This window comes from Rhizorhabdus sp. GW822-FHT03C02 (genome assembly GCF_058801765.1).
Genome location: NZ_JBXANN010000001.1, coordinates 1,190,940 through 1,203,632, shown reverse-complemented (window position 1 = coordinate 1,203,632; position 12,693 = coordinate 1,190,940). Strand labels below are relative to the sequence as shown.

Annotated in this window: 12 protein-coding genes; all 12 read right to left on the bottom strand. The window is 69.1% G+C overall.

All coding sequences use genetic code 11. From position 1 onward, the window contains the following. Positions 1-42 precede the first annotated feature (42 nt). Positions 43-1,188, bottom strand: coding sequence for a thiolase family protein (locus AC1RM6_RS05545; RefSeq protein WP_493098877.1), 1,146 nt, complete (start codon positions 1,186-1,188; stop codon positions 43-45). Beyond that, on the bottom strand, positions 1,185-1,601 hold the full coding sequence (locus tag AC1RM6_RS05540) for a Zn-ribbon domain-containing OB-fold protein (RefSeq protein WP_493098875.1): 417 nt from the start codon (positions 1,599-1,601) through the stop codon (positions 1,185-1,187). The genes AC1RM6_RS05545 and AC1RM6_RS05540 overlap by 4 nt, the downstream gene beginning before the upstream one ends. Positions 1,602-1,623: 22 nt before the next feature. After that, positions 1,624-2,700 carry a phosphotransferase gene (locus AC1RM6_RS05535; protein WP_493098873.1) on the bottom strand — a complete coding sequence of 359 codons (1,077 nt, stop codon included), beginning with the start codon at positions 2,698-2,700 and terminating at the stop codon, positions 1,624-1,626. Beyond that, positions 2,697-3,440: an SDR family NAD(P)-dependent oxidoreductase gene (locus tag AC1RM6_RS05530; RefSeq protein ID WP_493098871.1), complete on the bottom strand. Its 744-nt coding sequence runs from the start codon at positions 3,438-3,440 to the stop codon at positions 2,697-2,699. Before AC1RM6_RS05530 ends, AC1RM6_RS05535 begins: the two co-directional genes overlap by 4 nt. A 4-nt stretch (positions 3,441-3,444) precedes the next feature. After that, on the bottom strand, positions 3,445-4,722 hold the full coding sequence (locus tag AC1RM6_RS05525) for an acyl-CoA dehydrogenase family protein (protein ID WP_493098869.1): 1,278 nt from the start codon (positions 4,720-4,722) through the stop codon (positions 3,445-3,447). Positions 4,723-4,873: 151 nt separating this feature from the next. Then, a complete protein-coding gene (locus AC1RM6_RS05520; protein ID WP_493098867.1) occupies positions 4,874-6,178 on the bottom strand; it encodes a spinster family MFS transporter in 1,305 nt (434 codons plus the stop codon). Between the two features lie 2 nt (positions 6,179-6,180). After that, positions 6,181-6,906: a FadR/GntR family transcriptional regulator gene (locus AC1RM6_RS05515; RefSeq protein ID WP_493098865.1), complete on the bottom strand. Its 726-nt coding sequence runs from the start codon at positions 6,904-6,906 to the stop codon at positions 6,181-6,183. After that, positions 6,903-9,269: a CaiB/BaiF CoA-transferase family protein gene (locus tag AC1RM6_RS05510; RefSeq protein ID WP_493098863.1), complete on the bottom strand. Its 2,367-nt coding sequence runs from the start codon at positions 9,267-9,269 to the stop codon at positions 6,903-6,905. Before AC1RM6_RS05510 ends, AC1RM6_RS05515 begins: the two co-directional genes overlap by 4 nt. Positions 9,270-9,289: 20 nt before the next feature. Next, positions 9,290-9,706: a Zn-ribbon domain-containing OB-fold protein gene (locus AC1RM6_RS05505; RefSeq protein WP_493098861.1), complete on the bottom strand. Its 417-nt coding sequence runs from the start codon at positions 9,704-9,706 to the stop codon at positions 9,290-9,292. A gap of 2 nt (positions 9,707-9,708) precedes the next feature. Then, complete coding sequence (locus AC1RM6_RS05500) at positions 9,709-10,854, bottom strand: thiolase family protein (RefSeq protein WP_493098859.1); 1,146 nt, start codon at positions 10,852-10,854, stop codon at positions 9,709-9,711. Beyond that, on the bottom strand, positions 10,851-11,897 hold the full coding sequence (locus AC1RM6_RS05495) for an LLM class flavin-dependent oxidoreductase (protein WP_493098857.1): 1,047 nt from the start codon (positions 11,895-11,897) through the stop codon (positions 10,851-10,853). The genes AC1RM6_RS05500 and AC1RM6_RS05495 overlap by 4 nt, the downstream gene beginning before the upstream one ends. Beyond that, a complete protein-coding gene (locus tag AC1RM6_RS05490) occupies positions 11,897-12,670 on the bottom strand; it encodes an SDR family NAD(P)-dependent oxidoreductase (RefSeq protein WP_493098855.1) in 774 nt (257 codons plus the stop codon). Before AC1RM6_RS05490 ends, AC1RM6_RS05495 begins: the two co-directional genes overlap by 1 nt. Positions 12,671-12,693 lie beyond the last annotated feature (23 nt).

Here is a 12,693-nt window from a genome sequence, read left to right as displayed (position 1 = left end):
CGCCGCTCTGGCAGAGGCCGGAGCGGCGAGCGGGCTCATTGACTATCGCTTGAGGATCGTCACCGCCGACACGCCCGGCGCGCCATAGACATGGCTGTACGCGGTCTTCGGATCGCCCGGCACCTGGCGCGCGCCGCCGGCGCCGCGCAGCTGGACGACATTCTCATAGACCTGACGCAGCCCCGACGCGCCGATCGGCTCGCCGCAGGCGATGCAGCCGCCATCGGTGTTGACCGGCAGCCGCCCGCCGATGCGGGTCCGTCCCTCGGCGATCCATTGCTCCTGGTCGCCATCCGCGCAAAAGCCGTTCTCGGCCATGTGCATGATCTCGGCACCGGCCTCGGTGTCCTGAAGCTGGGCGACGTCGATATCCTCGGGTCCGACCCCGGCCTTCTCGAACGCCGCACGGCTGGCGATCGTGGTCGCACTGCCGCCGCGCTCAACGTCGAGCGAGGGCGCGAACACCTCGAACGAGCCCGCCGGACGGGTGCGCATCGTCGCGGTGGCGAGACGGATCATCGGCCCGCCGAGCTCGCGCGCCTTCTTCTCGCTCGCCAGCACCAGCGCGACCGCGCCTTCGGCGGGCGAGCAGAACATATATTTGGTCAGCGGATCGCTCACCATCGGCGCGTTGAGAATCGTGTCGATATCGACCGGTTCGCGCCGCCAGGCATGCTCGGCGAGTGCGCCATTGGCGAAGCTCTTCTCGGCGATCCGCCCCAGCGTCTGCCGACTGATCCCGAACTGCGCCATGTAGCGCTGGATCTTCATCGCGAAGAACTGGGTGGTCAGCATCAGCCCGACATCGCCATACCAGTCGGGCAGCCCCCATTCGGCCGGCTTCGGATCGAACGCACCGCGCGGATGCTTGTCGAAGCCGACCGCGAGACCGAGTTCATATTCGCCCGACGCGATCGTGCTCGCCGCCGAGAACAGCGCCGATCCGCCGGTCGCGCAGCCATTCTTGACGTTGATGAACTGGACCCCGGTCAACCCGAGCCGGCTGACCATCGTATCGGCATTGCCCGAGGCATCCGATCCGCCATAAGCGAACTCCATGTCGGGCCAGGACAGGCCGGCATCGGCGATCGCGGTCCGTGCCGCCGCCACGCCCATGTCGAGCCCGGTCAGGCCGTCGCTGCGGCCGAACGGGTGGATGCCGATACCGACGATACATGCGCCGCTCATGCCGATGCTCCTCCCACGGGTTCGAAGGCGTAGGTCGTGCGCACCGTTCCGTCGGCCGCTTCGACGAAGGGCACGACGACGGTGCGATAGCGGTCGCCGATCCGGATCGCGTCGAGCGCAACCCCGGTCAGCCGTCCCTCGACGATCAATTGCCCCGGAAACTCGACATAGCCGACGGCATAGGGCTCGAACGCCTCGGGCCCGGCATAAGGCGGCGATTTGGGGCGGAAGCGCTGGACCGTCCACGACCAGAGCGTTCCTTCGGGCGCGACGTCGACCGGCGCGTAGTTTTCGGCTTCGATCCCGTGCGGAAACGGAAACACCATTCGCCCCGACTGGTGTTCGCGCCCGGCGATCAGATGCGCGGTCGGGCCATCGACGAAAAGCCCGTCGGCGATCGCTATGCTGGTCATCGCTCGATACTCCCTGCTGTCGTCAGGCACCGGCGCGCTGCGCCTCGGCCCAGGCCGCCTCGGCCAGCGGTTCGACCCGCTGCGCCATCTCGCCCGCGTTCGCCGAGGAGGCGTTGCCGGCCAGCGCGCGCGCGGCGACCCCCTGCCAGATCGCCGCGACCCGAAAGAGGTTGTAGGCGCGGTAGAAACCCAAATTGCCGGGCACCGGCTGGCCGCGCCGTTCGAAATAGCGCGCGAGATAATCGTCGAGCTGCGGAATGCCGAGCGCGTCGAGATCGGCGCCGAGCAGGGTCCCGCGCGGATCGATCCCGGCCGGACGATACCATTCCATCGCATGGTACATGACGTCCCCCATCGCATCGCCGGTGGTCGACAATTCCCAGTCGATCACCGCCGCGACCTTGGGCTCGGTCGGATGGATCAGGATGTTGTGGAAGCTATAGTCGCCATGGACGATCCTGGTTGCGCCGTCCTCGGCCGGGATCGCCCCGGGCAGCCATTCGATCAGCCGGTCCATCGCCGCGATGCCATGGGTCTCGGTCTGGCGATATTGTTTCGACCAACGGCCGACCTGGCGGCCGAAATAATTGCCGGGCCGGCCATAGCCTTCGAGCCCGATCGCATCGGGGTCGAAATTGTGGAGCTGGGCGAGCGTCGCGTTGATCGAATCGCACACCGCCGCGCGTTCGTCGGGCGCGAGATCGGGCATCCGGCAGTCGAAGAAGATCCGTCCCGGGACATGCGCCATCACATAGAAAGGCGACCCGATCACCTCGGGGTCCGCTTCGTAGACCAGCGGCTCGGGCACCGGAAAGCCTTGCGCGAACAGCGCCGACAGGATGCGATGTTCGCGATCGACCGCATGTGCCGACGCCAGCGTCACCCCGGGCGGCTTGCGCCGCAGCACATAGACGCGGTCGGGGGTGTCGAGGATATAGGTCGGATTCGACTGACCGCCTTCGAATTGGCGCACCGTCATCGGCCCGCGAAATCCGGGCAGATGGGTCTTCAGATAGTCCTCGAGCCGCACCGGATCGAAGCGGTGCGCCGCCTTCACCGCGACGATGTCGCCGAAATACTTCTTGGGCTCGGCGCTCACCGCTGGCCTCCGTCGACGGTCAGCACCGTACCGGTGGTGTAGCTCGACCGGTCCGACGCGAAATAGAGCGCCGCGGTCACCACCTCCTCGGGCCGGCCGATGCGGCGAACCGCGGAATCGATCGATTTGTCGAGCTCGTCGCGCCAGCTCTTCGCGATGTCGGTCCAGAACGGTCCCGCCATGATGCAGTTGACCCGCACCGCCGGACCGAACTCGAGCGCATGTGCCTTGGTGATGATGTTGAGCGCGCCCTTGCTCGCGGCATAGACCGCGAAGCTGGGGTCGGGATGCTGCGATCCGGTGCTGCTGACATTGATGATGCTGCCGCCCCCCTGCGCAACCATGCGCTCGCCGACCAGCGCCGACAGCCGGAACGGCCCCTTCAGGTTCACCGCCACCGTCTTGTCGAACAGCGCCTCGTTCATCTCGCTCGACTTCGCGACCGTCGGTGCGATCCCGGCATTGTTGACGAGGATGTCGATCCGCCCGGCCGCGGCATAGGCAGCCTCGACCAGCGCATCGATCGCGTCCCAGCGACCGACATGCGCGGGGATCGCCCAGCCCTTGCGGCCCAGCGCCTCGATCTGCGCCACCGCGGCGGCGCAACTTTCGGCGTCGCGGCTGGTGACGATCACGTCGGCGCCCTGTTCGGCGAAGGCGGTGGCCATGGCGAGACCCAGGCCCCGGCTGCCGCCGGTCACCATCGCCACCTTGCCGCTCAGGTCGAAATAGTCGGCCATTGGCTTATCCCCGGATCTTCGGCGCGACCGCCGCGCTGTCGCCGTTGCGATAGCGGTTGAGCTCGATGCGCGCGATCGCGCGGTTATGGACCTCATCGGGGCCGTCGGCGATGCGCAGGATGCGGTTGTTCGCGTACATCTCGGCCAGCCCGAAATCGGGCGAGACGCCGGCGGCGCCGAACGCCTGGATCGCTTCGTCGATCACGCGGATCGCGATGCGCGGTGCCGCGACCTTGATCATCGCGATCTCGGCCTGCGCCACCTTGTTGCCGGCCGTATCCATCATATAGGCCGCCTTCAGGCACAGCAGCCGCGCCATCTCGATATCGGTGCGCGCCTCGGCGATGCGCTGTTCCCAGATCGAATGTTCGGCGATCGGCTTCTTGAACGCGGTGCGCGACAGCAGCCGGCGGCACATCTTTTCGAGCGCCGCCTCGGCCGCGCCGATCGTCCGCATCGCATGGTGGATGCGCCCTGGGCCGAGCCGCCCCTGGGCGATCTCGAAGCCGCGCCCCTCGCCGAGCAGGATGTTCGCGGCAGGCACCCGGACATTGTCGAAGAACACCTGGCCATGGCCGCCATGCTGGGCATGGTCATAGCCGAACACCGGCACCATCCGCTCGATGACGACACCGGGGGTGCCGCGCGGCACGATGATCATCGACTGCTGGCGATAAGTCTTCTCGCCCCGATCGGTCTTGCCCATCACGATCAGCAGCTCGCAATTGGGATGGCCGATCCCCGACGACCACCATTTGCGACCGTTGATCACATAGTCGTCACCATCGCGGACGATCGAGGTCTCGATGTTGGTCGCGTCGGACGAGGCGACCGCGGGCTCGGTCATGCAGAAGGTCGACCGCATCGATCCTTCCATGATCGGGCGCAGCCAGCGCTCCTTCTGCTCGATCGTGCCATAGCGCTCGAGCACCTCCATATTACCGGTGTCGGGGGCCGAGCAGTTGAACACCTCGCCGGCCCAGACATAATGGCCCATCATCTCGGCGAGCGGCGCATAATCGACGTTCGAGAGATGCGGACAGTCGAATTCGAAACTCTGGTCGACATGGTCGGCGCCCGCGCTGGGCGGCATGAACAGGTTCCACAGCCCGGCTTGCTTCGCCTTGACCTTGGCCTCCTCGACCACCGGCGACAGCGCCCACGGGTCGCCCTTGTGCAGATCGGCATGAAAGCGTTCGTCCTGCGGCGCGACATGCTCGTCGATGAATCGCTGGACGCGGACCTGCCATTGCTTCGCGCTGTCCGAATAGTCGAAAATCATGCCTCAACGACGCTCCCTGGAACTGGAGATTGCACCATCTGCGCCTGCCCTATGCCGGCGGAAAGCGAAGCTGGCATATTGGACAGGCGGTGGCCGGTTAGCGATCTCGAAGATGCCGGCGCACCTTTCGAGCACCGCACGGATCTGCGGTTCAGACGAAATCCAGCGCGCGATTCCGGGCGAGATCGCCCCGCAGATGCCGGCTCGCGATCAGGTAGAAAGCCATCGCGATCAGCTCGACCAGCATCACCGCCGCCATCGCATGCCGCAGCGATTCGGCGCCGAAGCGCGGTTGGAGCGCGTCGGACAGCAGGCCGGCCAGGGTCGGCCCCAGCCCGAGGCCGACGATGTTGAAGGTCATCAGCATGATCCCGGCGGTGGCGCCGCGGATCCGCGGCGACACCAGCGTCTGGCTCGCCCCGATGGTCGGTCCGACATAGGCGGTGAGCAGCAGATAAGGGCCGGCGGCGAACAGGAAGGACAATCCCGGCGTCGGCGCGAGATATTGGGCGATGCCGAACGGCACGGTCAGCCCCGACACGATCGCCAGCACCCAGAGCTGCCAGCGCATGTCGCGGCGCCCCAACCGGTCGGCGAGCGCGCCGCCGGCCCAGGTCCCGACCATGCCGAGCGCTGCGAGTACCGATAGCCGGGTCGCGAGCGCACCCGACGCCAGCCCGAAGCTGCGGGCATAGAAAGGCGGCGTCCACGCCATGAACGCATATTGGGTGAAGCCATGGACCATGTTCGCGATCAGCAGATAGCGCAGCGATTTGAGCCGCCACAAAAAGCCCAGCGTCCGCCCGAAGCCGATCGGCTGCGCTTCGCCGGCCCCGGCACCGCCCTCGCCCGGATCGGACATGCCGCGCCGCGGCTCGGCGATGGTGAACCACAGCAGCGGCGCCGCCAGTGCCCCCGCCAGCCCGACGATCACGAAGGCCGCACGCCAGCCGAGCCACTGGTCGACCCAGCCCCCGGCGAGAAGCCCGAGCATCGCCCCCACCGGCGCGCCCAGGCCGTAGAGCGACAGCGCCGTCGCGCGCCGGCCCGCCGGAAAATAGTCCGATAATATCGACGCCGAGGGCGGATGGCCGCCCGCCTCGCCGACGCCGACCAGCATCCGGCACAGCAGCAGCGACGCGAACCCGCCGGCGAGTCCGCACGCGGCGGTCGCCAGGCACCACATCAGCAGCGATCCGGTCAGCACCGCAACCCGGTTGTGGCGATCGGCGATCCGACCGAGCGGGATCGCCAGCGTCGCGTAGAACGCCGCGAAAGCGAGCCCGCTCAGGACCCCGAGTTGCCCGTCGCTCAGCCCCAGTTCGCGCTTGATCGGCTCCTGCAGCATCGACAACAGGCTGCGATCCATCACGTTGAACGCGAACACCACGCCCAGCACCGCCACCACATAGCCGCGATACCCGCCTCCAGCGCGGGCCGGATCGATTCTCATCATGCTCAGCGCCATTCGACCGGGGTTTCGAAAAGACCGGGCAGGCTATGCCCGGCATAGTCCAGGATCCGCGCGACATGCGCGGCCATCAGCGCGCGCGCATCGCCTTCGCGGCCATCGAGCACCGCATCGGCGATCGCGCGATGATCGGCGATCGAATGTTCGGTAAAGTCCTGCCCGCCCTGGGTCAGGCCGTGGACATGGCCCGAGAACACCGCGTCGACCGCGTCGGCGAACATCGCCAGCAGCGGGTTGCCCGACAGCCGGTTGATCGCCGCATGCGGCCCGAACTCGTGATTGTCGCGCAGCGCGCACGGATTGCCGGCGATCGTCGTCAGCATCTCGCGCACCGTCGCGCGATCGGGATTGGCGGCCGCACGGCCGGCGAGCTGCGGGCTCACCGTCGCCATGAAGTCGGCAAGATCGCCGTAGGTCGCCCCCGCCAGCCCCATGAACAGGCTGAGCATTCGCCCGAGTTGCTCGGGGCCGGTCCGCGCAACCACCGGCCCGCCATGCCGACCGGGCTTCAGATAGATCAGCCCCTGCGCCTCGAGGATGCGCAGCGCCTCGCGCACCGAACCGCGCCCGACCCGGTAACGTTCGATCATCTCGCTTTCGGCGGGCAAGCCGTCACCCGCCTGCAGGCCGGCCACGGCGATGCCGCGGACGATCTCGCGCGCCAGCAGCTCGGCGGTCTTCATCGGCCGCAGCGGCACCACCGCGGCGCTCATGCCGGGACCTCGACGATCCGCCGCCGAACCATGTCCGCGATCGCGGCATCGTCATAGCCGAGTTCGGCCAGGATCGCCGCGCTGTCCTGCCCGAGCAGCGGCGCCGGTCCCTTTCGCTCGGGCGGGGTGCCGGACAGGCGGTTGACGAAGCCGACCTCGCGGATCCGTCCGTAGATGGTGTGCTGCTCGAAGCTCAGCCCCTGGTCGAGCGCCCACGCCTCCTGCAGGAATTCGGGGACATAGGGGGTCTCGCGCGCGATCTCGCATGGCGCGCCTGCAGCGTCGAGCCGGGCGAACGCCTCGCCCGCGCCCAGCCCGGCGAACCATGGTTCGAGGATCGCGACCAGGTCGGCGTCATGCGCGCTGCGCGCGACCGGATCGGCGAAGCGCCGATCGCCCGGCAGATCGGCGCGGCCGATCGCCCCGGCCAGCGCCGCGAAGCCGGTGTCGCTGCGGCAGGCTATGCACAGCCAGCCGTCGCGGGTGCGATAGAGCCGATCGAGCGCGTTGAACCCCATCTGGCCGGCATCGAGGATCAGCCCCGCCACCGGATTGAGGTCGGCGTCGAGCATATGTTCGGAACAGGCGAACAGGCTCGAATTGACCTGCGGGCATTCGAGATAGCAGCCGCGACCGGTGCGGTGGCGCTGCTCGATCGCCATCAGCACCGCGACCGCGCCGAGGAAGCCGTTATTATAATCCTCATTGCCATAGACCGACGGCACCGGGCTGTTGCCCTCCCCCGCCGCCGCGAACATCAGCCCGGTCCAGCCGCTGAGCAAGGGCGCGAAGCTCTTGAGATTCGCCTTGGGGCCTTCGGAACCATAGCCGGGCAGATAGGCATAGATCAGCCGCGGATTGATCGCCGCCAGCGCGTCATGGCCGATCCCGGCTTTGTCGGCCTTGCCCGGGCGCAGATTGTGCATGACGACATCGGCGGTCGCGACCAGCCGATGGATCGCCGCGAGCCCCTCGGGGGTCTTGAAGTCGATCGCGATGTCGCGCTTGCCGCGCTGGCACGCCTCGAACGGATCGGGCAGCGGCCGCATCTGCTCGCCGCCCAGCGCCTCGACCTTGATCACCTCGGCGCCGAGGTCGCTCATCAGCCGCGCGGCATAGCCGGTCGCGAAGAAGGAGCTGAAATCGAGGATGCGGATACCCTGCAGCGCATGCGCCAATGGCGGCCCGTCCAAATCGCTTTCCTGCTGCCCGCGCGGCAGCGTGCGCGCCGCCAGCGCGGCGATCCTGTCATTGTCGGCGCCCACTCCCCGCGCCGGCGTGGGGGCGGATGCAATGCGATGGTCGAAGCGCACCGCCGGTCCCGACTGGTGGACGACGCCATGCTCGGCTTCGGGAATCGCGACCCGCTGGCCGACATGCTCGACCTGCTCGTCGCGCAGCACCTCGCCCGGTCGCAGCACCGGCAGCGCGGCGGAATCGGCGGCATGGAACAGCCGCACCCATTCGTCGCGCGGCCGCTGGCGGAAGGCCTCGTAGATGTCGACCCGCGCCGCCTGATATTCATCGTCGTCGAGCGGTACCGCGAAGTCGGGGCCGTCGATCGTGCGGATGCGGTCGCCAAAGCCGAGCACATCCATCGCCCGCTTGAACCCGCCCGGCCCGCCGGTGTGGATCTGGATATATTGACCGTCGGCGCATTCGAACACGATCGTGGTAACCAGGCGGGTGCGGCCATAGCCCTGGCTCTTCGTCCCGTCGCGCGCGACGAAGGATATGCCGCGTTCGTTCCACCACCACAGCATCGGCGTCTGCGCCAGGAAGGCGTCGAGCAGGGTCGCCTCGGCATATTGCCCCTGGCCGGTCACCCGTTGCGCGCGCAGCGCGGCGAGGATGTCGATCGCCGCGACGAAGGCGAGGCCATAGGTCAGCGCCGGATGGCCGAGATAGATCGGCCCCTCGCGATGCGGGCTTTCCATCTCGGCCATCACCCCGAGCTTCGCGGCGGCGAGCGCCTCGCCATAGGGCCGCCCGGCCCAGGGGCTCGCCTCGCCATAGCCGCCGAGCGCGCAGATGATCAGCCCGGGATTGGCACGGCGCAACGCGGCCTCGTCCAGCCCGAGCGCCGTCGCCTCGGCCGGCCGGAGCGAGGTCATGAAAACATCCGCGCTGCGGACCAGCGCCTTGAGCGCCGCCAGATCCCCGGCATTGTCCATGTCGAGCGCGACCGCGACCTTGCCCCGCTGCCAGCTCTTGCGGGTCGGATCGTGCGAGAAGGGCGTACCCTCCCGCGGTTCGACGAGCACCACTTCGGCGCCATGGTCGGCGAGCAGCATGCTGCAGACCGCCCCCGCCTCGACCATCGAGGCATCGATGATGCGGAGTCCTTCGAGCGGTGCGCCCATGCCTGCTTCCTCTCCCTGCGTCATGCTGCCGGCGCGAAGCCGGCGATGGTGAAGTCGCCCGCGGCAACCGGATGGAGGCGAACCCGCATGTCGCACGCCGGTGCCAGGTCCCCCAGTTCGACGAGCAGCCCGGGCACGCGCGCGCCCGGCGCGTCGTCGGGCTCGATCAGCGCGACCGTATAGGGCACCGCGGCGCGGTTATCCCCGGGCAGCAGGCTGCGATGGACGGTCGAGAACATGTGCACCCGCCCCAGGGCCGACACCCGCCGCCAGCCGATCGCCGCATCGGGATGGCAGGGCGCGACCTCGGGCGGATACCAGAGGATGCGCCCGCAGGCGGCGCAGGCGGTCAGCCGCAGCTCGTTCGCGGCCAGCCCCTCGTAGAAGGGCCGCATATGATCGGTGTCGAACCGCGGCGGCACGATCGGAATGCCCATGGTCAGCGCTCCCCGGCGAGGATGGTGGTGGCGTGGACATTGCCGCTGAGGCCGGTGACCGCGCCGATCCGCGCCCCCGCCACCTGCGCATCGCCGCGCTCGCCGCGCAGCTGGCGCACCCCTTCGACCAGCAGGTTGGCGCCGGGCACATAGCCGCCCGCCATATGGCCACCGCCGGTGTTGACCGGCATTCGCCCGCCCGGGCCGGCATCGCCCCGCGCGAAGAATTTGGCGCCCTCGCCGCGCGCGCACAGCCCGATCTGCTCGGCCTGGATGATCGCCGATATGCTGAAACAGTCATAGATCTGCGCGAAGTCGAGATCGGCCGGCCCGACTCCCGCCTCGGCATAGGCCGCGGCCGACGACAGGCCGGCCGGATAGGACAGGACGTCGGGATTCTGGGTGAGGATCGACGACATCGGCTGCGGCTGCTTGCCGAGGCCCACGCCGAGCACCCGCACGACATCGGCGCGCAGGTCGCGCGCCCGATCGAGGCTGGTCACGACATAGGCGCAGGCGCCGTCGGTCATCAGGCAGCAGTCGGCGGCGCGGAACGGGGTCGCGATCATCGGGCTGCGCCGATAGGCGTCGAGGTCGAGCGGATCGCGCCGCTGGGCATGCGGAGTCAGCCCGGCCCAGCGCCGTGCCGAGATCGACACCCCGGCCAGCTCGTCCTCGCTCATCCCATAGTCATGGGCATAACGTTGGGCGACCGCGCCGAAATAGACCGGCTGGCCATACCAGCCGACCGGCATCTCGATATCAGCCTTGAGCGGATCGCGCTCATGAAAGGCATAAGGCCCGCCCGGATCGGAGCATTTGATGCCATAGGCGACCAGCACCGCGCTCGCCTCGCCGGCGGCGATCGCCATCCGCGCCAGCCGGATCGCCACCCCGACGCTCGCCGCCCCGGCGACCGCGTCGCACGCCACCATGAACGGATGCTCGCCGCACGCACCCAGCGCCGCCATCAGCTCGTCGAGCGGCGGCAGGCCGGGCTGGGTGACGAAGCCGTCGATCATCGCCGGGGTCAGACCGGCATCGGCGATCGCCTTCAGCGACGCCTCGGCGAGCAACTGCATCAGCGTGCGGTCGGTCGCGCGGGTGAAGGCGGTCTCGCCGACCCCGGCGATGGCGACGTCGATCATGCGGCACTCCTTGTCGCGGCCGCGCGCGAGACCTGCGGCAAAACGTCGGTCGCGACCCGCTCGAGACAGTCGATCGCCTGCTCGACCGGCATCCCCACCGGCCAGAGGCTGAGATTCACCCAGGAGGGGCGAAAGCCGAGCCCGGCGATCGTCGCGACATTCGCCTCGATCTCCGCGATCATCTCGGCCGCGGTCAGCGCGCCGAGCGGCACCGCCGGCGCACCTCGGCGCTGGGCGATCATCCGCGCGTCGTCGGGATCTTCGGGATTCTGCCAGGCGTCGAACTCGCGATAATCCCATTCGAGATAGGGCCGCGCCGCCACCTCGGCCGCCGCGCGGTCGGCGGCGAGGAAGCCGAGCCCGAGCACCGAGACGCCGAGCTCCGCCGGATCGCGCCCGGCGCGCCGCATCTCCTCGATCAGCACCGGCGCGATCTCGCGCGCGGCGACACGGTTCTGGCTGTTGACGTCGAGCCCATGGCGCACCGCGCGCCGGGCGGCGGCGGCCGAGCGGGCGGCTAGCTCGACCGGGATGCGCCGGGCCGGGCGCGGGGTCACCGCCACCCCGCGCAACCGGTGGAAGCGCCCGTCATGATCGAACGGCCCTTCGTCGTTCAGGGCACGCAGCAGCACCGCCAGCCCTTCCTCGGTGCGGGCGCCGCGTTCGGCCTTGTCGAGGCCCAGGCAGGCGAAGTCGCCCGCGCGATAGCCGGCGCCGACCCCGAGTATGAGCCGCCCGCCCGACAGCGCGTCGACCGCCGCCGCCTGTTCGGCGACCATCACCGGATGATGGAGCGGCAACAGCAGCGGCTGGGTGCCGATCGTGCAGCGCGTGGTCGCCTGCGCGATCGCCGCCAGCGCGACAAACGGCGCGGGGTTGTAGCCCGACGGCACGCAATGATGCTCGGGCACCCACAGCCCGTCGAAGCCCAGCCGCTCGGCGGCCTGCGCATAACGGACATGGTCGCGATAGACCTCGCTCCAGGGCCGCGCCCATGGCGCGGGGTTCTTGAAGCGGACGTTGACGCCGATCCGCACCGCCATCACATGCCGCCCGTGACGCGCAGCGTCTGGCCGGTGATCCAGCCTGCTGCCGGCGACGACAGATAGACCGCCGCCGCCGCGATATCCTGCGGATTGCCGACCCGGCCGAGCGGGATCCCCCATTCGGCGGCGACCCGCGGGAAATCGGCCTCGGTGACGTTGCGATAGGCCAGGAAGGCTTCGGTCGGCACCGGCCCCGGCGCGATGCCGTTGACCCGCAGCCGCGGCGCGAGATCATGCGCCAGCGCGATCGTCATATTGTCGAGCGCCGCCTTGGCCGCGCCATAGGCGCCGCTGCCATTTTCGGGCCGGGTGGCCTTGATCGACGAGATGTTGAGGATCGATCCGCCGTCGCGCAGATGCGGCGCCGCGGCCCTGGTCAGCCGCCAGACGCTGGTCAGGTTGATCTCGATCTGCGCCGCCCAGCTTTCCTCGCCGGTCTCCAGCGACGGCATCGGCCGCGCATCGATTCCCCCGGTACCGCCGGCATTGTTGACCAGGATCGACAGGCCGCCGAGCGCATTCATCGCGCCTTCGACCAGCCGGGCGGGCAGGTCGCGGTCGGTGACGTCGCCCGCGAGCACGAAGGCGCGGCGGCCGAGCGCCTCGATCCGCGACGCGACCCCGGCCAGCTTGTCGGCCGAGCGCGCGTTGATCGCGACGTCGGCGCCCATCTCGGCGAAGGCGACGGCGATCGCCGCGCCCAGCCCGCTGCCACCGCCGGTGACCAGCGCGACATGCCCGTCGAGGCGGAACAGGTCCGGAAAGCCCATCGTCATCCTCTCGCAAAGGACAG